Source organism: Streptomyces sp. SID5464, assembly GCF_009862985.1.
Classification (GTDB): Bacteria; Actinomycetota; Actinomycetes; order Streptomycetales; family Streptomycetaceae; genus Streptomyces; species Streptomyces chartreusis_D.
In genome coordinates this window covers 63,211-84,401 of sequence record NZ_WWIQ01000056.1, presented here as the reverse complement: position 1 = coordinate 84,401, position 21,191 = coordinate 63,211, and the positions used below count along the sequence as shown (strand labels likewise).

Here is a 21,191-nt window from a genome sequence, read left to right as displayed (position 1 = left end):
TGCGCGACGCGTTGCGATGTGTGCGTTCTGTGTGAACCGCCCCACTTCCGGGTTTGCTTTCCGGGATCGGGGGGAGGCGCGGCCCCGGAGCGAGGTCGGTTGCGCATTTCAACTGTTTTGCGCCCCGGCCTCGCTGTGTTTCTGTTGCCGTCCAGTCAAGAGGTGCACGTGTCAGCAAGGCTTCAGGCGGAGAGCCTGTACAAGGTGTTCGGCCGGAGACCGGACCAGGCGGTCGAGCGGCTCCGTGCCGGGGCCGACCGGGAGGAGCTGCGCGCCGAGGGCGCGACCGCCGCCGTGATCGACGCGTCCTTCACCGTCGAGCCCGGCCAGATCTTCGTCGTCATGGGCCTGTCCGGATCCGGCAAGTCCACCCTGCTGCGCATGCTGAACGGCCTGCTCGACCCGACCGCCGGACATGTGCGCTTCGACGGCCAGGACCTGACCACGCTCGGCGACCGTGAGCTGCGCGAGGTCCGCTCCCGGAAGATCAGCATGGTGTTCCAGCACTTCGCGCTCTTCCCGCACCGCAGCGTCCGGGAGAACGCCGCCTACGGTCTGGAAGTGCAGGGCGTGCCCCGCGCCGAGCGCGTACGCCGCGCCGACGAGGCGCTCGCCCTGTGCGGCCTGGCCGGCTGGGAGAAGTCCTGGCCCGACGAGCTGTCCGGCGGCATGCAGCAGCGCGTGGGCCTCGCCCGCGCGCTCGCCACCGACGCCGACCTGCTGCTGATGGACGAGTCCTTCAGCGCGCTGGACCCGCTGATCCGCCGCGACATGCAGGACCAGCTGCTGGAGCTCCAGCAGAAGCTGAAGAAGACGATCGTCTTCATCACCCACGACCTGAACGAGGCCATGCGCCTCGGCGACCGCATCGCCGTCATGCGCGACGGCCGCATCGTGCAGATCGGCACCGCGCAGGACATCCTGCTGCGGCCGGAGAACGACTACGTCGCGTCCTTCACCCAGGACGTCGACCGTTCCCGTGTGCTGACCGCCGGCGAGCTCATGGACACCTCGGTCACCGGCGACGACCCCGGCTGCCACTGCGAGACGGCCACCGCCGACACCCCGTTCACGGAACTGTGCGCGATCAGCGCCCGGCTCTCCCACCCCGTCTCGGTCGTGGACGAGGGCAACAAGCTGATCGGCGTCGTCCCCCGGCAGCGCCTGGTCGGCTTCCTCGGCGACGAGCAGGACACCACCCCGGAGCCCTGCGACTCCCCGCGGGACAAGGGCGGAGAGAAGGTGATCGCCCGTGCCTAGGATTCAGCTCGGCACCTGGGTCAACGACGCGGTCGACTGGCTCACCACCCACATGGGGTGGCTGTTCGACTTCTGCAAGACCGTCTTCCTCGGCCTCTACGACGGCATCAACGCCGTCCTCCAGGCCCCGCAGCCGCTGCTCCTCGCGGGCATCTTCGCCGTGATCGCCTTCTGGCTGCGCGGCACCCTCGCCGGTGTCCTCACCTTCGCGGGATTCGCGTTCATCGACTCCCTCGACCTGTGGGAGAACGCGATGATCACCCTGGCGCTCGTCCTCGTGGCGACCGTCATCGCGCTGGTGATCTCCATACCGGTGGGCATCTGGGCGGCCCGCTCGGACCGCGTGAGCGGTCTGGTCCGGCCCGTCCTGGACTTCATGCAGACGCTGCCCGCGATGGTCTACCTCATCCCGGCGATCCTCTTCTTCGGCACCGGCGCCTCCGCAGGTATCGTCGCCACCCTGATCTTCGCGCTCGCCCCGGGCGTGCGCATGACCGAACTGGGCATCCGCCAGGTCGACAAAGAACTGGTCGAGGCCGCCGACGCGTTCGGCACCACACCCCGCAACATCCTGCTGCGCGTCCAGCTCCCCCTCGCCCTGCCCACGGTCATGGCCGGCGTCAACCAGGTCATCATGCTCGGCCTGTCCATGGCCGCCATCGCCGGCATGGTCGGCACCGGCGGTCTCGGCGGCGACGTCAACCAGGCCATCGGCCAGCTCAACGTCGGCCTGGGCGCCGAAGCCGGTGTCGGCATCGTGATCCTCGCGATCTACCTCGACCGCATGACCAGCGCGCTGGGCACCCAGGTCTCCCCGCTCGGCCGCCGCGCCGCCGCCCGGCTGCGCGCCGCCCAGGGGCTGAAGATCTGGTCGTACCGGCCCCGCCCGGCCGTCGCCGTCATCGGCGTGGTCGTACTCGCCCTCATCTCCGGCGGCATGGGGGTCTTCGGCAGCGGCGGCACCACTTCCTCAGCCGCGGCCGGCAGCAAGGACGTCGGCCAGGGCAAGAAGATCAGCATCGGCTACATCCCCTGGGACGAGGGCGTCGCCTCCACCTTCCTCTGGAAGGAGGTCCTGGAGCAGCGCGGCTACCAGGTCGAGGCCAAGCAGCTCGACGCCGGCCCGCTCTACACCTCCCTCGCCCAGGGCGACGTCGACTTCCAGACGGACGCCTGGCTGCCCACGACCCACGCCCAGTACTGGAAGAAGTACGGCAAGCAGCTCGACGACCTGGGCGCCTGGTACGACAAGACGTCCCTGGAGCTCTCCGTGCCCTCCTACATGAAGGGCATCGACTCCCTGGCGGACCTCAAGGGCAAGGCGTCCGAGTTCGGCGGCAAGATCACCGGCATCGAGTCCAGCGCCGGCGAGATGGCCCTGCTCAAGAGCAAGGTCCTCAAGGAGTACGGCCTGGACAAGGAGTACAAGGTCGTCGACAGCTCCACGCCCGCGATGCTGGCCGAGCTGAAGCGCGCGTACGCCAAGAAGGAGCCGGTCGTCGTCACGCTCTGGTCGCCGCACTGGGCGTACAACGACTACGACCTGAAGAAGCTCAAGGACCCCAAGGGCGCCTGGGGCGAGGGCGACGGCGTGCACACGCTGGCCCGCAAGGGCTTCGCGGACGACGACCCCACGGTCGCCGGCTGGCTGAAGGACTTCAAGATGAGCGAGAAGGAGCTCACCAGCCTCGAAGCCGAGATCAACAAGGCGGGCAAGGGCAACCAGCAGGAGGCGGTCCGCGCCTGGCTGAAGCGGCACCCCGGTTACGTCGACAAGCTCGCCCCGGTGAAGGGCGCCGGCGGCAGCACACCCGCCGAGGCCGAGCGACCGCTGGACGTGGCGTGGTTCCCCTGGGACGAGGACATCGCCGTCACGTACCTGTGGAAGAACGTCCTCGAACGGCGCGGCTACCGGATGAACCTGAAGCAGATGGACGTCGGCCCCGTCTACACGGGTCTGGCCTCGGGCGATCTCGACCTCAACTTCGACGCCTGGCTGCCCTACGCCCAGAAGAACTACTGGGACGCGAACAAGGACCGGCTCAAGGACCTCGGCACCTGGTACCAGCCGACCTCCCTGGAGATCGCCGTGCCGTCCTACGTCAAGGGCGTGGATTCCCTGGCGGACCTCAAGGGCAAGGCCGGAACCTTCGACGGGAAGATCATCGGCATCGAGCCCGGCACCGGCGAGATGAACCTGCTGAAGACCAAGGTCCTGCCCGGCTACGGCCTGGACAAGGAGTACGAGGTCGTCGACGGCTCCACCCCGGCCATGCTGGCGGAGCTCAAGCGCGCCTACGCCAAGAAGGAGCCGATCGCCGTCACCCTCTGGTCGCCGCACTGGGCCTACAGCGACTACGAGCTGACCAAGCTGAAGGACCCCAAGAAGGCCTTCGGCGAGGGCAACACGATCCGCACCATCTCCAACGAGAAGTTCCCCGAGCAGTACCCGCAGCTCACGAAGTGGATCAAGAACTTCAAGATGAGCGAGGACGAGCTCGGCAGCCTGGAGAGCGAGATCAAGGACCGCGGCCAGGGCCATGAGGAAGAGGCCGTCGCCGCGTGGCTGAAGCAGCACCCCGACATGGTGGAGCGCATGACGCCGCAGTGAGGCCCGGTACGGGGCTGGACGCGACACGCCGCGTCCAGCCCCGTACGCGCACCCTCACCCCCACCGGCGCCCGGACCCACGAGCAGATCCGGACAACCACAGAGCGCTACGCCACCCCCAGAACCCCTTCTCCCTTCCTGTTTCTCCCTGTTCCTCCCTGAGGAGGAATCCACGCGCCGCCCCCGAGGGCGGCGGATCAACTGGCGCGAAGTGTGAGGTCGCACACCGCCCGGTAGGACGTCGATGTGACGGGCGCATGCACCGGTTTGCCGAACATGCGTAGGGTGCAGACAACCCAACAGAAGGAGTGCGCCGGCACCGGCGCACAGGATCGACGGCGAAGGAGGGAGCCGGAGCGATGGGCGACCACAAAGAGCAGCCCCTTCGGGTGGGCGCGGCCGTGCGTCGGCGGCGCCGCGCGCTGGAGCTCACCCTCGCCGTCGTGGCCGAGCGCAGCGGCCTGTCGGTCCCGTTCCTCAGCCAGGTCGAGAACGACCGTGCCCGGCCCAGCACGGGTTCCCTGGAGAAGGTCGCCGACGCCCTGCGCACCACCGCGGTCGAGCTCCTCGCCGCCGCCGACCCGGCGTGCAGCGTGGACGTCGTCCGGGCCGACGACACCGAACCGCTGCCCCAGCCCCGGACCCGGTCCCTGGTGCGCGGCCACCACCAGATGCACGCCTCCGAGTTCACCGGCGACCACGACGCCGGCCGTGAATTCCAGTACCGCAACGATCAGTTGATGTACGTCGCCGACGGCGCGGTGGAGATCGAGGCGGAGGGCCGCGCCTACCGTCTGGGCCGCGGCGACACGCTGTACCTCACCGGCGGTGTGCGGCACCGCTGGCGGGCGGCGGAGTCCGACACCCGGGTGATCGTCGTCGCCGTGGCCGAACACATCGAGGCGGTCCGGGACCGGCCACGCCGGTGAGGGTCGTCTCGCTGGTCCCGTCGCTGACCGAGGCCGTGGCCCGGTCCGCGCCCGGCGTGCTGGTCGGCGCCACCGACTGGTGCACGCACCCGCCCGGCCTCGAGGTCGTACGCGTCGGCGGCACCAAGAACCCGAAGGCCGACCGGATCGTCTCCCTCGCTCCCGACCTGGTGATCGCCAACGAGGAGGAGAACCGCGAACCCGACCTCGCGGCCCTGCGCGCGGCGGGCGTCGAGGTCCTGGTCACGGAGATCCGCGACGTGCCGCAGGCCTTCCGGGAACTGGCCCGGGTCCTGGACGCCTGCGGGGTGGCGGCCCGCCCGCGCTGGCTGGACGAGGCGGAGGAGACCTGGTCGTCCCTGCCGCGCCCGGCCGCCCGGCCGACGGCGATCGTGCCGGTCTGGCGCCGCCCGTGGATGGTCCTGGGCCGCGACACCTTCGCGGGCGACGTCCTGGCCCGCCTGGGGGTCGACCACGTGTACGCGGCGCACCCCGACCGCTATCCCCGCATCCCGCTGGAGGAACTCCGCGCCGCCGCGCCGGACCTGGTGGTCCTCCCGGACGAGCCCTACCGCTTCACCGCGGACGACGGCCCGGAGGCCTTCCCCGGCCTGCCCTGCGCGCTCGTCAGCGGACGGCACCTGACGTGGTACGGGCCGTCGCTGGCCGAGGCGCCACGGGTCCTGGGCCGGGCCCTGCGAGCAGCTCGCCCCTGAGCAGCCCGCGTACGGTGCCCACCGCGGCGGTGCCCCACGCGGCGACCAGCACCGCGTACAGCACGACGGCCGGCCCCGCGTAGGCCACGAGCCCCGTGTGCCGGCCCAGTGCCTCGGCGCCCGTGACACAGGTGCCGACCGGGAAGGTGAACGACCACCAGGTCATCGAGAAGGGCATCCCGTGCCGCCGGGCGCGCAGCACATGGGCCGTGGCGAGGCAGAACCACAGCAGCGCGAATCCCATCACGGGCACGCCGTAGAGCACGGCGAGGACACCGAAGCCCTGGCTGTACGGCGCCGGTAGGACCCCGGGGGCGACGTCCGCGAACGCGCCGACCGCGGTCGTGGACTGCCCGAGCGGCCCGAGCACCAGGAAGAGCGTCGGGGTGAGGGCGAGCGGCAGCGGCCCGCCGGTGATCAGCCGTCCGAAGACCAGCGGCAGCATGACCAGGGTCGCGAGCAGGCTGAGCCCGAACAGCGCGACACAGACGAGGAGCAGCGTCTCCCGGGGCTGACCGGGAGGCAGATGGCGCACCAGCGGCGGCCCGACGGCGGCGGACACCATGGGCGCGACCAGGGGCAGCAGCCAGACGGGCGTGGCCTGTCCCGGCTCGACCCGGTGGCCTACGGCCATCAGATACGGCACCGCGACGGCCGCGGCCAGTCCGAGAACCGTACCGGCGCCGAACAGCACGGCGTCGAGCGCCACGGCCGCCCGCACGCCGATCCAGTCCCGGCCGACGCCGAGAGCACCCCCGCCGACGGCCAGGAGGGCCATCGCGAGGCAGCCGTAGAAGGGTGCGGTCGCGGGGTCGAGGAGGTGGGCGCGGGCCTGGTCCCGGTGGTGGGCCCAGTGCACGGCCCGGGCGCCGAGCAGGGTGACGAGCAGGACCAGGGAGAGGGCCCAGACACCGGCCAGCGTGCCGCGCAGCCCGGGGGCGTGCGGCGACAGGGCGGTCCCGGCGGTGGCGACGACGGCGGTGCCCATGACGGTGGCGTACCAGTTGGGTCCGAGGTGACGGACGGAGACTGCGCACGGAACGGGCTGGGCTGCGGTGACCATGACTCCACGGTCGGGCCGTGGGCACCCCACCACCAGGGAGCATGCCTCTATGGCCACATAAGCTGGGTTTATGAGCAGGACGGAAGAGCAGGGTGAGGTCCCGACCGGCGGGTCTCTCGCGCACCGGGTGCCGGATCTGGGCGCCCTGGAGTTGCTGCTGGCGGTGGCGCGGCTCGGCAGCCTCGGCGGGGCGGCGAGGGAACTCGGCATCACCCAGCCCGCGGCCAGCAGCCGGATCCGGTCGATGGAGCGGCAGCTCGGCGTGGCGCTGGTCGACCGCTCACCGCGCGGGTCCCGGCTCACGGACGCCGGTGCGCTGGTGACGGACTGGGCGCGGCGCATCGTCGAGGCGGCGGAGGCGTTCGACGTGGGGGCGCAGGCGCTGCGCGACCGCCGCGACTCCCGGTTGCGGGTCGCGGCGAGCATGACGATCGCGGAGTACCTGCTGCCGGGCTGGCTGCTCGCGCTGCGCGCCCAGCGGCCCGACACGGCGGTGTCCCTGCTCGCCGGGAACTCGACGGTGGTCGCGGAGCGGCTGCTGTCGGACGAGGCGGACGTGGGGTTCGTCGAGGGACTGACGGTCCCGAAGGGGCTGGACTCGGTGGTCATCGCCCACGACCGCCTGATAGTGGTCACGGCCCCCGCGCATCCCTGGGCCCGCCGGCGACGGCCCCTGGCGGCCGGGGAGCTGGCGTCGACGCCCCTCATCCTCCGCGAGAAGGGCTCCGGCACCCGCCAGGTCCTGGACGCGGCGCTGGGCGGGCTGGCCAGGCCGCTGATCGAGCTGTCGTCCACCACGGCGGTCAAGGCGGCGGCGGTGAGCGGGGCGGGGCCGGCGGTCCTGAGCGAACTGGCGGTGGGGGAGGAGCTGGCGATGCGCCGCCTGGTGCGCGTGCCGGTGGAGGGGGTGGCCCTGGCGCGTGACCTCCGCGCGGTGTGGCCGACGGGACATCGCCCTACGGGGCCGGCCAGGGACCTGTTGTCGCTGACGCGGGGGTAGTTTCCTCGCCCCCGCCGCCCCTGCCCGTCCCCTCCCCAGGGGCTCCGCCCCTTCGACCCCGCCAAGGGGCTCCACCCCCTGGCCCCCCATCGGCCTGAACGGCCTCGTCCTCAATCGCCGGGCGGGCTGGATGTGGCGGACTCCGCCGCCTCCACCAGCGCCCGCATCACCCGGACGTCCTCGCCCATCTCCGGATGCCACTGGACGCCCAGCACCCAGCCCGCACCGGACGGCAGTTCCAGGGCCTCCACCGTGCCGTCGTCCGCGTAGGCCGACGGGACGAGTCCCTCGCCCAGGCGGTCCACGGCCTGGTGGTGATACGCCGGCACCGATGTCTCCTCGGGCACGACAGCCGCGTACAGACTCCCCGGCACCGGCTTGACCGCGTGGTTGCCGAAGACGCCCACGACCTCCGCGTGCCCGTCGAGGTGCTGCACCAGCGTCCCGCCCAGGGCGACGTTCAGCAGTTGCATGCCCCGGCAGATGCCGAGCAGCGGGACGCGCGCCGTGAGGGCCGCGTCGATCAGGGCCAGTTCCCACGCGTCGCGCTCCCGCGCGGGCGGCCCGGTGCGGGGATGCGGCTCGGCGCCGTACCGTACGGGCTCCACGTCCGGGCCGCCCGCGATGACCAGGCCGTCCAGCCGGGCCACGGTCGCGGCCGCGTACGCGGGGTCGTCGGGCGGAAGCATCGCGGCGAGGCCGCCCGCCCGCTGCACGAGCCGGGGATAGCCGACCGGCAGCAGCGCGGCCTCCAGTTCCCACACCCCCCAGCGCGCACCGGCCTCCAGATACGTGCTGACCCCGATCAACGGCCTGGCCACAGAAACTCCCTCACACTCGATGCCTCAGTCCCGTGTCAACTCTGCCTCGGCCGCGGCCAGTGCCGCGAACTCCTCCTCCGGTGCCTTCGCCACCAGCCGCTTCCTGCTGTACAGACCGAAGTACGCGAGGGCCACGACGTACACCGCGAGCGCGATGAAGGCCGCCGTCACGTCCACCAGGAACGTCGCCACCAGCGCCGCACAGGCCAGCACCAGGGCGACGGAGGAGGTCAGCACCCCGCCCGGTGTGCGGTACGGCCGCGGCAGCTCCGGCTCCCGGCGGCGCAGCACGATGTGCGACAGGGACATCAACGCGTAGGAGATGGTCGCGCCGAAGACCGCGATGTTCAGCATCCGGGCGCCGTCGCCCGACACCGCCGCCAGCAGGAAGCCGATCGTGCCGGGGACCAGCAGTCCCAGGTACGGCGCCTTGCGGCGGCTGGTGAGGGACAGGAAGCGGGGCAGGTAGCCCGCGCGGGACAGGGCGAACAGCTGGCGCGAGCCCGCGTAGATCAGGGAGAAGAACGACGCCACCAGGCCGGCCAGGCCCGCGTAGTTCACGATCCTGCTCAGGGTCGTCGCCCTGCCGTCCGGCTGGAGCGCCTCGACGAGGGGGTTGCCCGCCTCCTGGATCGACGCCGAGCCGCGTGCCCCGGCCGCCGCGACGAAGGTCACCACCGCCAGTACGACCAGGATGCCCATCGACCAGCGGATCGCCTTGGGCAGCGTACGGGCCGGGTCCCGCGTCTCCTCGGCGGCCAGCGGCACGCCCTCGACGCCCAGGAAGAACCACATGCCGAACGGGAACGCCGCCCAGATGCCGAGCAGGCCGAAGGGGAGCCAGGAGCTCGACCCCGCGGCGGAGGAGTCGACCGGGATGTCGTCCAGCGAGGCGAACGAGAAGTCGGGCAGTGCCGCCAGCGCGAACACGACCAGGGCGGCCACCGCGATGCCGGTGACGACGAAGCTGAAGCGCAGGGCCTCGCCCACACCCCAGAGGTGGATGCCGAGGAAGATAGCGAAGCAGACCAGGTACATCGGCCAGCCGGACTCCAGGCCGAACAGGCCCAGCGACTCGACGTAGTCGCCGATGAAGATGACGATGGCGGCGGGCGCGAGGACGTACTCGATGAGGATCGCCGTACCGGTCAGGAAGCCGCCCCACGGGCCGAGCGCCCGACGGGCGAAGCCGTAGCCGCCACCCGCCGTCGGCAGGATCGAGGACAGCTCGGCGAGGGCGAAGACCATGCACGCGTACATCGCGCCCATGAGCACCATGGCGATCGCCAGGCCGCCGAAGCCGCCCTCGGCCAGGCCGAAGTTCCAGCCCGAGTAGTCACCGGAGACGACGTAGGCGACGCCGAGACCGGTCAGCAGCACCCAGCCGGCGCTGCCGCGGCGGAGCGCCCTGCGTTCCAGATAGTCGTCCGCCTGCGCGGCGGCGGGTGGGCTGGTGGATTCCTGGGACATGGACGGACTCCCGACGGGCGGCGGACACGGGGTCGAGCGGGCTCCCGCTCAATGGAATGGATCCACACCTTTTCGGTGCCGACCGGGGAATGGCAATACCCGTGCGTTAATCGCCCGTAAATCCTCACGCGCCGCGACCCGGCGCGGCGCGGCCGAGGAAGCCGCGCAGCAGCGCCGCCGTGCCCGCGCAGTGCTCGCGGGTGATCTCCCGGGCCTGGTCGGCATCGCCCTCGATCACGGCCTCCACCAGGGCCGTGTGCTGCCGCTGCGAGTGTTCGAGGTTGCGCACCAGCAGCGGGATGCAGTCGAGCAGGTCGTTCACGGTCGCGCGGACGGCCGCGTACTGGGCGGTGAGCGTGGGGGAGCCGGACAGCTCGGCGAGGGTGAGGTGCAGCAGCGTGTCCTGCCGGCGGTAGTCGGCGAGCGGGGCGTCGTGCGTGCGCGCCAGGGCCTCCCGGAGCCGATCCGCCTGCTTGTCGTCCAGCCCGTGCGCCGCGCACAGCCCCGCCGCCCCGACCTCCAGCACCTCCCGGAACCGCAGCACGTCCTCAATGTCGACCTCGGCGATCCGGCGCCGCAGCTCGTCCTCGCCGCCGGCGTCGGATCGCGGCAGCACGAACGTGCCGCCGTACCGGCCCCGCCGCGACTCCACCAGCCCCTGGTCCTGGAGCACCTTCAGCACCTCGCGCAGCGTCACCCGGCTGATCCCCAGCCGCTCCGCCAGCTCCCGCTCGGCCGGCAGCCGCTCGCCCCCCGGCACCAGGCCCAGCCGTACGACCTGGAGGATCTGCTCCAGCGCCTCCTCGAAGCCGTTGCCCGCGCGCACCGGCCGCAGCACCGGCGTCAGCCCGTCCCGCGTGTCGTCCCCACCGGCTTCCTCCGACATGTGGCCGTACCCCCTTCCCAAGCAATGGTTCTCCGCAATACCTTATGGCTCCCGGCGGATCCAGGCAGCGGATCCAAGGAGCCTAGGAGGCCTTCCCGTGGCAGACCGCACAGCCCCGCTGAGCGTCGAGGAGCTGCACGCCCTCGTCGCCGGCGGTGAGATCGACACTGTCGTCCTGGCCTTCCCCGACATGCAAGGGCGGCTCCAGGGCAAGCGGTTCGCCGCACGCTTCTTCCTCGACGAGGTCCTCCAGCACGGCACCGAGGGCTGCAACTACCTGCTCGCCGTCGACACCGAGATGAACACCGTCGACGGCTACGCGATGTCCTCCTGGGACCGCGGCTACGGCGACTTCGCCATGCACCCGGACCTGAGTACCCTGCGCCGCGTCCCCTGGAACGAGGGCACGGCCATGCTCCACGCCGACCTCGCCTGGAACGACGGCTCGCCCGTGGTCGCCGCACCCCGCCAGATCCTGCGCCGCCAGCTGGAGCGCCTCGCCGAACTCGGCTACACCGCCCAGGTCGGCACCGAGCTGGAGTTCATCGTCTTCAAGGACACCTACGAACAGGCCTGGGACGCGGGCTACCGCGGGCTCACCCCGGCCAACCAGTACAACATCGACTACTCGGTCCTCGGCACCGGCCGCATCGAGCCCCTGCTGCGCCGCATCCGCAACGAGATGGCGGCCGCGGGCCTCACCGTGGAGTCCGCCAAGGGCGAGTGCAACCCCGGCCAGCACGAGATCGCCTTCCGCTACGACGAGGCCCTGGTCACCTGCGACCAGCACGCCGTCTACAAGACCGGCGCCAAGGAGATCGCCTCCCAGGAGGGCATGTCGATCACCTTCATGGCCAAGTACAACGAGCGCGAGGGCAACTCCTGCCACATCCACCTCTCGCTCGCGGACGCGGACGGCAACAACGCCATGGCGGGGGACGGCGAAGGCGGCATGTCGGACGTGATGCGCCACTTCCTCGCCGGCCAGCTCGCCGCCCTGCGCGACTTCTCCCTGCTCTACGCCCCCAACATCAACTCCTACAAGCGGTTCCAGCCCGGTTCCTTCGCCCCGACCGCCGTCGCCTGGGGCCATGACAACCGCACCTGCGCGCTGCGCGTGGTCGGCCACGGCCGCTCCATGCGCTTCGAGAACCGGCTGCCCGGCGGGGACGTCAACCCCTACCTCGCCGTGGCCGGGCTGGTCGCGGCCGGACTGCACGGCATCGAGCAGAAGCTGGAACTGCCCGAGCCCTGCCCCGGCAACGCCTACGCCGCCGACTTCGCCCACGTCCCCACCACCCTGCGCGAGGCCGCAGAGCTCTGGGAGAACAGCCCCATCGCCCAGGCCGCCTTCGGCGACGAGGTCGTCGCGCACTACCGCAACATGGCGCGCGTCGAACTGGACGCCTTCGACGCCGCGGTGACCGACTGGGAGCTGCGCCGCTCCTTCGAACGCATGTGAGGTCCTTCTTGTCTTCCGAGCACCTTCTGGAAGTACTGAACCCCGCGACCGAGGAGGTCGTCGCCGCCGTCGCCGGGGCGAGTCCGGCCGATGTCGACGCGGCCGTCACCCACGCCGCCAGGGCACAGCGGATCTGGGCCGCCCTGCCCCCAGCGGACCGCGCCCGGCTGCTGCGCCGCTTCGCGGCCACCGTCGACGAGCACCTGGAGGAACTCGCCCGCCTGGAGGTCCGGGAGGCCGGCCACACCATCGGCAACGCCCGCTGGGAGGCGGGCAACGTCCGGGACCTGCTGGACTACGCGGCCGGGGGAGTGGAGCGGCTCACCGGCCGGCAGATCCCGGTGCCCGGCGGCCTCGACGTCACGATCCTCGAACCGCTCGGCGTCGTCGGCGTGATCGCGCCGTGGAACTTCCCCATGCCGATCGCCGCCTGGGGCACGGCCCCCGCCCTCGCGGCCGGGAACGCGGTCCTCCTCAAGCCCGCCGAGACCACCCCGCTCACCGCGCTGCGTCTGGCCGAACTCGCCCTGGAAGCCGGACTCCCCGAGCACCTCTTCCAGGTCCTGCCCGGACACGGCGCCATCACCGGCGACGCGCTGGTGCGCCACCCCGGGGTCGCCAAGATCGTCTTCACCGGCTCCACCAGGACCGGCCGGCGGGTCGCCGCGCTCGGCGCCGAGCAGGTCAAGCCGGTCACCCTCGAACTCGGCGGCAAGAGCCCGAACATCGTCTTCGCCGACGCCGACCTGAAGGCCGCCGTCGACCCCTTCTCCTTCCTGGACAACTCCGGCCAGGACTGCTGCGCCCGCACCCGCATCCTGGTCCAGGAGACGGTGTACGACGAGGTCCGCGAGCGGCTCGCCGAGACGCTGGCCGCCGTGGTGGTGGGCGATCCGGCCGACGAGAAGACGCAGATGGGCCCGCTGATCTCCCGGCAGCAGCTGGACCGCGTCCGCGGCTTCGTACCCGAGGACGCCCCGGCCCTGCGGGGCAGCGCACCCGAGGGGCCCGGCTTCTGGTTCCCGCCGACCGTGCTCACCGGGGAGCGGCCCGACTCGGCGGCGGCCTGCGAGGAGATCTTCGGCCCGGTCGCCGTCCTGCTGCCCTTCACCGACGAGGCCGACGCGATCCGCCTCGCCAACGACACCCCCTACGGCCTCTCCGGCTCCATCTGGACCCGGGACGTCGGCCGTGCCCTGCGCGTCTCCCAGGCCGTGCGCGCCGGCAACCTGTCCGTCAACTCCCACGCCAGCGTCCGCTACTGGACCCCCTTCGGCGGCTACAAGCAGTCGGGCGTCGGCCGCGAGCTCGGTCCCGAGGCCCTGGCCGCCTTCACCGAAACCAAGAACGTCTTCATCAGCACGGAGGGCCCCGCACAGTGACCGCTCAGGAAAGCATCTGCCGCCGGCTGGTCGGCCGCAGCGCCGTCGTCACCGGAGCCGGCAGCGGCATCGGTCTGGCCGCCGCCCGCCGTCTCGCGTCCGAGGGCGCGCACGTCGTCTGCGCCGACGTCGACGAGGCACGCGGCAAGGCGGCCGCCGAGGAGACCGGCGGCATCTTCGTGAAGGTGGACGTCACCGACGCCGAGCAGGTCGAGGCCCTCTTCAAGACGGCCCAGGACACCTACGGCAGCGTCGACATCGCCTTCAACAACGCCGGCATCTCCCCGCCCGACGACGACTCCATCCTGGAGACCGGCCTGGAGGCCTGGAAGCGCGTCCAGGAGGTCAACCTCACCTCGGTCTACCTCTGCTGCAAGGCCGCCATCCCGTACATGCGGCGCCAGGGCAAGGGCTCGATCATCAACACGGCGTCCTTCGTGGCGAGGATGGGCGCCGCCACCAGCCAGATCTCGTACACGGCCTCCAAGGGCGGCGTCCTCGCCATGTCCCGTGAGCTGGGCGTGCAGTTCGCCCGCGAGGGCATCCGGGTCAACGCCCTGTGCCCCGGCCCGGTCAACACCCCGCTCCTCCAGGAGCTGTTCGCCAAGGACCCGGAGCGCGCCGCGCGCCGCCTGGTACACATCCCGCTGGGCCGGTTCGCCGAGGCCGAGGAGATCGCCGCCGCCGTGGCCTTCCTCGCCAGCGACGACTCCTCCTTCGTGAACGCCACCGACTTCCTGGTCGACGGCGGGATCGCGGGAGCGTACGTCACACCCCTGTAAAAGGCGTGTCCGGACGGCCGGGATCCGGCTCTACAGTGCCGGGATGAGCATGACGCCGCCGCCCGGCTGGTATCCCGACCCGCACGGCCCGCATCTGGAACGCTGGTGGGACGGCACGGCCTGGACCGAGCACCGCCGCGCGCCCGAGGCGCCCGCCACCCCGCCGCCGGGCGGCGGCACCGGCCGCACGAAGGTGGTCGCCCTGACCGCCACGGGCGTCGTTCTGGTCGCCGCGATCGTCACCGGAGCCGTCGCCCTCGGCGGGGGCGACGGCGGCGGCACGGAGGCCACGACCGCCCCCACCTCCACCGTCGAGCCCAGCCCCGACTCGTCGGAGCCGACCCCCGAGGCGTCCGCCTCCGAGCCGTCCGCCGACGACCCCGCGATCGTCGAGGACCAGCTCAACGGCATAACGTTCCCCCTGCTCGACGGCTGGGTCCTCCCCCAGTACGTCGCCCAGGACGACGTCGTCATGACGACCGACGGCACCTACGACTGCCCCGGCGGCGTCGGCGTCTGCCGCCACGGCCTCGTCTTCTCCCGCACGGTGACCGAGACCGACGAGAAGTCCCCCGAGGCCCTCGCCAAGGCGGACATCGACGCCGCCGCCGACGATGCCTACGACCGCGACGCGCTCGGCCGCGAGCTCTACGGGGGCGTCGAGTCGCACCAGCAGGTCAAGTCCGGTCCGGTCGCGGTGGCGGGCCGCGCCGGGTACCTCGTGCGCTGGCGCGTGCGGACCGCCAAGGGGCCGGGCGGCTACGTCCAGTCGCTCGTCTTCCCGTCCAGCGTCGGCACCGAGTCGCCCGTGCTCGTCCGCTACGTCTTCGACGCGGGCCAGGACGGACCGCCGCTCGCCGACATGGACCGCATCACCGAGGGCATCCGGCCGTTCGGCGACGCGGACACGGGCGGCGGCGTGGGCAGCAGCATCGGCCCGCCGGACTGAGCGGCACCGACCGCGGGGCCGCTACAGGAACGTGTGGCCCTCGCCGCGGTACGTCGGCACGGTCGCCGTCACCGCGTCCCCCTCCACCAGGTGCAGCACGTCGAAGCGCTCGCACAGCTCACCGGCCTTCGCGTGCCGGAACCACACCTTGTCACCGATCAGCAGGTCGTCGGCGGGCGAGCCGAGCAGCGGCGTCTGCACCTCACCGGCCCCCTCCTGAGGGTCGTAGCGCAGCCCCTGGGGCAGATACGGCACGGGCAGCCGGTCGGGCCCGGCCGCGCCGGAGGCGGGGTACCCGCCACCGAGGACCGTCACGACCCCGACGCCCGGCCGCCGTACGACGGGCTGGGCGAAGAGAGCCGCCGGACGGCCGCTGAACGACGTGTAGTTGTCGAACAGCCGCGGCACGTACAGCCCCGACCCGGCGCCGATCTCGGTCACCGCGTCCTCGGCCGCCGTGTGCTGCACCGAGCCGGTGCCGCCGCCGTTGACGAACTCCAGCCCCGGCACGACGGCCCGCACCGCACGCACCACCTCCGCACGCCGCTCGGCGAGTTCACGCTTGGCGGCGGCCTGCATCAGCCGGATGGCGCGGGACCGCAGCGGCCGTCCCGCGACCGCGTCCCCGACACCGGCGACGTGCCCCTCGTACGCCATGATCCCCACGACCTCGAAGCCCGGCCGGCGGGCCACGGCCCGGGCCAGGTCGGCGACCTGGGCGGGGGAGTGCAGCGGCGAACGCCGGGCCCCGACGCGCACCCGCCCGCCGAGCAGCTTCAGGGAAGTGTCCAACTCCAGGCAGACCCGCACGACTTCACGTCCGCCGCCCCGCGAAGCATCGATGAGATCGAGCTGGGCGACGTCGTCGACCATCACGGTCACGGCGGCGGCGAGCTTGGGATCACCGGCGAGTTCGCCGTACCCGGCCCGGTCGGCGGACGGGTAGGCGAGCAGCACGTCGTCGAACCCCGAGCGCGCCAGCCACAGCGACTCGGCGAGGGTGAACGACATGATCCCCGCGAAACCGTCCCGGGCCAGGACGCGTTCCAGCAGCGCCCGGCATCGCACGGACTTGCTGGCCACCCGCACGGGCTTGCCCCCGGCGCGACGGGCCAGATCCGCGGCGTTGGCGTCGAAGGCGTCCAGGTCCACGATCGCGAGAGGGGCGTCGAGATGGGCGGTGGCCCGGTCGTAACGGGCCCGGTCGGAGGCGCGCGCAGTCATGAACGCAGCCTGCCAGACAGGATTACCGCAGGGTAGGGGGACGTTCCGGGCAGATGCCCCGGGCTCGTGGACTGGTTCCCGTTCGCCCAGGAACAAGCCGTAGAGTGACGCGCACGTACGGCGGAGCGGCGCCGGCCGGACTTCCGTGCCGGGATGACGCTCCATCCGTACGGGTATGTGTGCCCGGGACGACTCAGTGCCGGGCCTCGGGCAGGAGGACACCGGCCCGCGCAGTGCGCAGCGGCCCGGGTACGAGGAAACGGGGGGTGCATGAGCACGGAAGCACAGCGTGCCTCTTTTCCCCCGCGCCCCAGCACCCCGCCACGCCCCGCACACCCACCGGCCCCGGCCGAGGACGCCCAGGCGGCACCTTCCGGCCCGGCCCCGGGTGCGCGGCGTCCGTCGCCGGAGCGGGACACCGACACGTCAGGGTCCGCTGCCGCCTGGCAGGAAACGACCGCTCGGGGCGGTGGCGCGGCCTCCGGTCAGACCGACGGCACGAACGGCGGCCCCCGTTTCCCGAGCTTCGGCGACACCATGGCCCGGCGTGCCGAGTCCACCGCACCCGGGCGTACCGAGCCCGCCGCCCCGCCCCCGCCCCGCGCCTCCGACCGGTTCCCGGACACGCAGTCCGGCGCCGGCCGCGTGACGCGATCCGAGTCGAACAGGCCGTCCACCCCACCCGACGCCCCTCCGCGACTGCGCCACCTCCCCACGCAGGGCTCGTCCGGCCGGCCGGGGCAGGCCCCCACGTCACGCCGTACCGGCGCCCCTGCCGAAGGCTCCTCGGAGACGACCGCACGATTGCGACCGGTCCCCGCCGACCCGGCACCCGCCGAGCCAGCCGCGCGCCCGTCCTCCGGGCCTGCTGAATCCTTCGGCCGCCCCGGTTCCGCGGGGCCGGGCGTTCCGCCACGCCCCGCGCGGGAGCCACAGGTCACTGCCGACGCCACGGCCGGGCGTGGCATCCGCATTCCCTCCGCACCCGCACACCGGCCCACCGACGTCTCCCCCGACCCGTCCCTCTCCTGGAGCGCCCCTCCGGCCCCCGGCCACACTCCTTCCGGCACACGCCCCGCCGTGTCCTTCGGGGAGCCCGAGGGGTACGACGGCGACGGACGGCCCCGGCCGCTCGGGCGGCGCGGGGCGTCCCAGACCGCCGCTGCCGCCGTCTGTCTCGTGCTCGGGCTGGGGCTCATCTCGGGCGCGGTCACCGGGAGCTGGCTCGTCGGGGACTCCGGTCGGGAGGGCTCGCGCAGCACCTTCGCCGCGGCCGGCAGCCTCTGGCACAGCGTTCCCGTCGACCAGTTGTTCCCGCCCACCGTGCAGGGCCAGGGAGCCGGCCCCGGCGGAGCCGACCGCACCTGGACCCGGATAGCCGTCGCCCCGGACAGCGGCTGCGAGGACGCCTTCGACCCCCTGCTGCGCAAGGCCCTCGCCCCCGTCGGCTGCGAGCGGCTCCTGCGCGCCACCTACACCGACGCCACCGAGAGCTACGTGACCACCGTCGGCCTGCTCTTCACGAAGGCCGACGCCCCGGGCATGACCTCCCTCGCGAACCGTTTCCGCAAGGAGCGCCTGGACCGCCGCAGCGATCTGATGCCCCTGCCGTACGCCGCGAAGGACACGCCCGCCGCCCACTTCGGCGCGAAGCAGCGCGCCGCCTGGACCGTCTCCGTGCTGACCGAGGCCCCGGTCGTCGTCTACGCCGTCTCCGGCTGGGCCGACGGCCGTACCGTCGACGACCCGCAGCCCGCCGGGGACGCCATGCAGGCCGGCGCCACCACCGCCCCCGCCCAGGCCGGCCTCGGCAACGAGGCACAGGGCCTCGCCGACCGCGTCGAACGCGGCCTGCGCAAGAACGTCCGTCCGGCCACGGAGCAGCCGTCGTGAAAGCCACCAGGAAACCGGCCGGCCGAGCCGCCGGGGCCGGCCGGTCCGCGGCGCTGAGCGTCCTGCTCGCCGCCGGCCTCGTCCTCCTGCCCGCCACCACCGCCCACGCCGACGGCATCCGCGCCCAGCAGTGGGCCCTGGAGGCGATGCACACCCAGGAGGCCTGGCGGACCACCAAGGGCGAGGGCGTCACCGTCGCCGTCCTGGACACCGGCGTCGAGGCCGACCACCCCGACCTGATCGGCAACGTCCTCACCGGCAAGGACCTGGTCGGATTCGGAGCCGAACCCGGCGACCGCGCCTGGGCCCGCCACGGCACCGCCATGGCCGGGATCATCGCCGGGCACGGACACGGCCCGGGCAACGCCGACGGCGTCCTCGGCATCGCCCCCGAGGCGAAGATCCTCCCCGTCCGCGTGATCCTGGAGGACGGCGACCCCTCCCGCGCCAAGGCCCGCAGCACCCGCGGCAACGCCCTCGCCGACGGCATCCGCTGGGCCGCCGACCACGGCGCCGACGTCATCAACCTCTCCCTCGGCGACGACTCCGCCTCCGCGCATCCGGAACCCGCCGAGGACCAGGCCATCCAGTACGCCCTGAAGAAGGGCGTGGTCGTCGTCGCCTCCGCCGGCAACGGCGGCGAGAAGGGCGACCGCATCTCCTACCCGGCCGCCTACCCGGGCGTCATCGCCGCCACCGCCGTGGACCGCGCCGGAACCCGCGCCCCGTTCTCCACCCGCCGCTGGTACGCCACCGTCAGCGCCCCCGGCGTCGACGTCGTCATCGCCGACCCCGACCACAAGTACTACGAGGGCTGGGGCACCAGCGCCGCCGCCGCCTTCGTCTCCGGCGCCGCCGCCCTGGTCAAGGCCGCCCACCCCGATCTGACCCCGGCCCAGATCAAGTCGCTCCTGGAGGACACCGCCCGCAACGCCCCCGCCGGGGGCCGCGACGACTCCCGCGGCTTCGGCTTCGTCGACCCGGCCGCCGCCATCAAGGCCGCCGACCGGCTCGAACCGCAGGGCCTCCGCTCGGCGGCGTACGGCGCGAAGTACTTCGGCAGCGGCCCCGACGCCACCGGCTCCGGCGACGACACCGCCGACTGGGCCGCCCCCCTCGCGGGCAGTGCCGGCGGCGTCCTGCTGGTCGCGGCGGTCGTCCTGTGGCGCGGCCGCCGCACGAGCCGCCAGGACTTCTGAGCTGCCGCCGGTGGCCCGGCCGCCGGCCGATAGGCTCGACGACCGTGGCGAACAAGAACATCCCCGACCCCGGCTTCTCCGACGACGACGGCTCCGCCGACCCCCGGCTGAGCGCGGCTCTCACCGCCTGGTCGGAAGATCGCAGTGCCGTGGGCCCGGTCCTCGACGCCCTCAAGGGCGCCCGGCTGCTCGTCCCGGTCGTGGCCGTGCTCGGCGAGGTCGAGGAGGACGAGCGGGGACTGCGCCGCGAGAAGACCAGCGACATGGCCGTACCGACCCTGAAGGCCGGGAACCGCACCGCCCTGCCCGCCTTCACCTCCACCGACTCCCTCGCCCGCTGGGACCCGGCGGCGCGCCCGGTCGCCGTACCCCTGCACCAGGCCCTCCAGGCCGCCGCGCACGAGAAGGCGGACACGGTCGTGCTCGACCTGGCCGGGCCCGTGCCCTTCGAACTGACCGGCCCGGCCCTGCTCGCCCTCGCGGAGGGCCGTACGACGACCGACCCGCTCGCCGACCCGGCCGTCGTGGAGGCCGTGCGCGACGCCGTGTCCGCCGAGCCGGCCGTGCTGCGCGCCCACCTCGGCCCGGGCCAGGCCGACGGCACCCTCGCCCTGGTCCTGGACCCGGCCGCCGCCCCCGCCGAAGCAGCCCGGGCGGTCGCCCGGCGGCTCGCCGCCGACGAGACACTGAGGGCCCGCCTGGTGCGCGGCCTCGACCTGGCACTGCTGCCGGCCGAGGCGACGCCACCCGGCGAGCCCCTGTTCGTCCGGTGAAGCTCTAGGGCGTGTCCGCAAAGTCCCGTCGTCCGCCCGGAGGGCGGGCCTCGCGGCGTCCGGTGCGTGCTCTCGGCGTGCCGGGCGGACGCCCGCGTACTGGTTGTACACGGGTGTTCGCCCGGTGCGGCGAGAGTGCGTGCCGGGCGTCGCGATGCAGGCGGGACTTTGCGGACACGTCCTAGCCGTAGACCGCGCCCGTGTACTTCTCGCCCGGGCCCTTGCCCGGCTCGTCCGGGACGAGTGACGCCTCGCGGAAGGCCAGCTGGAGCGACTTCAGGCCGTCGCGCAGGGGCGCCGCGTGGAACGAGCTGATCTCGGTGGCGGACGCGTCCAGCAGCCCGGCCAGCGCGTGCACCAGCTTGCGGGCCTCGTCCAGGTCCTTGTGCTGGTCGCCCTCCTCGGTCAGACCGAGCTTCACCGCGGCGGCGCTCATCAGGTTGACGGCGACCGTCACGATCACCTCGACCGCCGGGACCTCGGCGATGTCGCGGGCCATGGCGTCGAAGTCGGGGGACTCAGGAGGGGTCTCACTCATGCCCCACACGATAGGCGCAGGCCGGGCGTGGGCCGTACCAGGCCCCGGGGCGCCACGATTCGCTGTTCCTGGCCATTGCTGGTAATCTCGTGTAACGACCGGTCGGACCCGCATGCCTCGCGGCCAGCGAGCCCGACCCACAAGTGGAGGCTTTCGAACTCCCACCTGACCGCCCCCAGGGCGGCGGGTCACCGGTCAGGCGGTCCCGCCCCAGCGGCGGCGATCCGTCCGAAA

At 72.8% G+C, this 21,191-nt stretch carries 18 protein-coding genes; 12 read left to right on the top strand and 6 right to left on the bottom strand.

Annotated features, from left to right (window positions below; translation table 11 throughout):
• The first annotated feature begins 168 nt into the window (after positions 1-168).
• From GTY47_RS27635 to GTY47_RS27620, 4 genes are all read left to right on the top strand, one after another.
• Entirely contained in the window at positions 169-1,260 is a 1,092-nt protein-coding gene (locus GTY47_RS27635) for a betaine/proline/choline family ABC transporter ATP-binding protein (RefSeq protein ID WP_029181544.1), read from the top strand.
• Positions 1,253-3,871, top strand: a complete 2,619-nt coding sequence (locus GTY47_RS27630; protein WP_010045303.1) for an ABC transporter permease/substrate binding protein — start codon at positions 1,253-1,255, stop codon at positions 3,869-3,871. Before GTY47_RS27635 ends, GTY47_RS27630 begins: the two co-directional genes overlap by 8 nt.
• Positions 3,872-4,229: 358 nt before the next feature.
• On the top strand, positions 4,230-4,799 hold the full coding sequence (locus GTY47_RS27625) for an XRE family transcriptional regulator (protein WP_010045301.1): 570 nt from the start codon (positions 4,230-4,232) through the stop codon (positions 4,797-4,799).
• Positions 4,796-5,515, top strand: coding sequence for a helical backbone metal receptor (locus tag GTY47_RS27620; protein ID WP_010045299.1), 720 nt, complete (start codon positions 4,796-4,798; stop codon positions 5,513-5,515). The genes GTY47_RS27625 and GTY47_RS27620 overlap by 4 nt, the downstream gene beginning before the upstream one ends.
• Here GTY47_RS27620 and GTY47_RS27615 read toward each other — a convergent pair.
• Positions 5,427-6,578, bottom strand: coding sequence for a TDT family transporter (locus GTY47_RS27615; protein ID WP_010045297.1), 1,152 nt, complete (start codon positions 6,576-6,578; stop codon positions 5,427-5,429). The two genes, GTY47_RS27620 and GTY47_RS27615, sit on opposite strands and share 89 nt — an antisense overlap.
• 70 nt (positions 6,579-6,648) lie before the next feature.
• On the opposite strand from GTY47_RS27615, the gene GTY47_RS27610 reads away from it, so the two are divergent.
• Positions 6,649-7,578: a LysR family transcriptional regulator gene (locus GTY47_RS27610; protein ID WP_010045295.1), complete on the top strand. Its 930-nt coding sequence runs from the start codon at positions 6,649-6,651 to the stop codon at positions 7,576-7,578.
• 110 nt (positions 7,579-7,688) lie between these two features.
• Here the strand turns inward: GTY47_RS27610 and GTY47_RS27605 are convergent, their stop codons facing one another.
• The 3 genes from GTY47_RS27605 to GTY47_RS27595 all read right to left on the bottom strand — a co-directional run bounded on the left by GTY47_RS27605 (position 7,689) and on the right by GTY47_RS27595 (position 10,755).
• Positions 7,689-8,399: a gamma-glutamyl-gamma-aminobutyrate hydrolase family protein gene (locus GTY47_RS27605; RefSeq protein ID WP_040903886.1), complete on the bottom strand. Its 711-nt coding sequence runs from the start codon at positions 8,397-8,399 to the stop codon at positions 7,689-7,691.
• Between the two features lie 24 nt (positions 8,400-8,423).
• Positions 8,424-9,869: an ethanolamine permease gene (gene eat / locus GTY47_RS27600; RefSeq protein ID WP_010045291.1), complete on the bottom strand. Its 1,446-nt coding sequence runs from the start codon at positions 9,867-9,869 to the stop codon at positions 8,424-8,426.
• 124 nt (positions 9,870-9,993) lie between these two features.
• The gene (locus tag GTY47_RS27595) at positions 9,994-10,755 is read right to left on the bottom strand and encodes an FCD domain-containing protein (RefSeq protein ID WP_010045289.1); all 762 of its coding nucleotides are present in this window, start codon (positions 10,753-10,755) and stop codon (positions 9,994-9,996) included.
• Between the two features lie 97 nt (positions 10,756-10,852).
• Here GTY47_RS27595 and GTY47_RS27590 point away from each other — a divergent pair, with 97 nt between their 5' ends.
• Genes GTY47_RS27590 through GTY47_RS27575 form a run of 4 tightly spaced genes read left to right on the top strand, consistent with a single transcriptional unit; the run spans position 10,853 to position 15,330 of the window.
• Positions 10,853-12,217 (top strand): glutamine synthetase family protein, encoded by a 1,365-nt coding sequence (locus tag GTY47_RS27590; protein ID WP_010045286.1) that lies wholly within the window; start codon positions 10,853-10,855, stop codon positions 12,215-12,217.
• Positions 12,218-12,225: 8 nt separating this feature from the next.
• Positions 12,226-13,599 (top strand): aldehyde dehydrogenase family protein, encoded by a 1,374-nt coding sequence (locus GTY47_RS27585; RefSeq protein WP_010045284.1) that lies wholly within the window; start codon positions 12,226-12,228, stop codon positions 13,597-13,599.
• Positions 13,596-14,381, top strand: a complete 786-nt coding sequence (locus GTY47_RS27580; RefSeq protein ID WP_010045282.1) for a 3-oxoacyl-ACP reductase — start codon at positions 13,596-13,598, stop codon at positions 14,379-14,381. The genes GTY47_RS27585 and GTY47_RS27580 overlap by 4 nt, the downstream gene beginning before the upstream one ends.
• 49 nt (positions 14,382-14,430) lie before the next feature.
• Positions 14,431-15,330: a DUF2510 domain-containing protein gene (locus GTY47_RS27575; RefSeq protein ID WP_010045280.1), complete on the top strand. Its 900-nt coding sequence runs from the start codon at positions 14,431-14,433 to the stop codon at positions 15,328-15,330.
• 21 nt (positions 15,331-15,351) lie between these two features.
• On the opposite strand, the gene GTY47_RS27570 is transcribed toward GTY47_RS27575, so the two are convergent.
• On the bottom strand, positions 15,352-16,554 hold the full coding sequence (locus tag GTY47_RS27570; RefSeq protein ID WP_010045278.1) for an amino acid deaminase/aldolase: 1,203 nt from the start codon (positions 16,552-16,554) through the stop codon (positions 15,352-15,354).
• A 1,080-nt stretch (positions 16,555-17,634) separates the two neighbouring features.
• Between GTY47_RS27570 and GTY47_RS41265 the strand changes: the two genes are divergently transcribed.
• From GTY47_RS41265 to GTY47_RS27555, 3 genes are read left to right on the top strand one after another with little or no spacing between them, the layout of a single operon-like run.
• Entirely contained in the window at positions 17,635-18,447 is an 813-nt protein-coding gene (locus GTY47_RS41265) for a hypothetical protein (RefSeq protein ID WP_010045276.1), read from the top strand.
• Positions 18,444-19,646: a type VII secretion-associated serine protease mycosin gene (gene mycP / locus GTY47_RS27560; protein WP_010045273.1), complete on the top strand. Its 1,203-nt coding sequence runs from the start codon at positions 18,444-18,446 to the stop codon at positions 19,644-19,646. Before GTY47_RS41265 ends, mycP begins: the two co-directional genes overlap by 4 nt.
• A 44-nt stretch (positions 19,647-19,690) precedes the next feature.
• Positions 19,691-20,419: an SseB family protein gene (locus GTY47_RS27555; RefSeq protein ID WP_010045271.1), complete on the top strand. Its 729-nt coding sequence runs from the start codon at positions 19,691-19,693 to the stop codon at positions 20,417-20,419.
• Between the two features lie 181 nt (positions 20,420-20,600).
• Here the strand turns inward: GTY47_RS27555 and GTY47_RS27550 are convergent, their stop codons facing one another.
• Complete coding sequence (locus GTY47_RS27550) at positions 20,601-20,957, bottom strand: DUF1844 domain-containing protein (protein WP_010045269.1); 357 nt, start codon at positions 20,955-20,957, stop codon at positions 20,601-20,603.
• Between the last annotated feature and the right edge of the window lie 234 nt (positions 20,958-21,191).

What these genes read in the sequence shown, in the direction of transcription:
- GTY47_RS27625 (WP_010045301.1), top strand. Translation starts at nt 4,230, where the DNA reads ATGGGCGACCACAAAGAGCAGCCCCTTCGGGTGGGCGCGGCCGTGCGT.
- GTY47_RS27615 (WP_010045297.1), bottom strand. Translation starts at nt 6,578, where the DNA reads ATGGTCACCGCAGCCCAGCCCGTTCCGTGCGCAGTCTCCGTCCGTCAC.
- GTY47_RS27610 (WP_010045295.1), top strand. Translation starts at nt 6,649, where the DNA reads ATGAGCAGGACGGAAGAGCAGGGTGAGGTCCCGACCGGCGGGTCTCTC.
- eat (WP_010045291.1), bottom strand. Translation starts at nt 9,869, where the DNA reads ATGTCCCAGGAATCCACCAGCCCACCCGCCGCCGCGCAGGCGGACGAC.
- GTY47_RS27595 (WP_010045289.1), bottom strand. Translation starts at nt 10,755, where the DNA reads ATGTCGGAGGAAGCCGGTGGGGACGACACGCGGGACGGGCTGACGCCG.
- GTY47_RS27575 (WP_010045280.1), top strand. Translation starts at nt 14,431, where the DNA reads ATGACGCCGCCGCCCGGCTGGTATCCCGACCCGCACGGCCCGCATCTG.
- GTY47_RS27570 (WP_010045278.1), bottom strand. Translation starts at nt 16,554, where the DNA reads ATGACTGCGCGCGCCTCCGACCGGGCCCGTTACGACCGGGCCACCGCC.
- GTY47_RS27550 (WP_010045269.1), bottom strand. Translation starts at nt 20,957, where the DNA reads ATGAGTGAGACCCCTCCTGAGTCCCCCGACTTCGACGCCATGGCCCGC.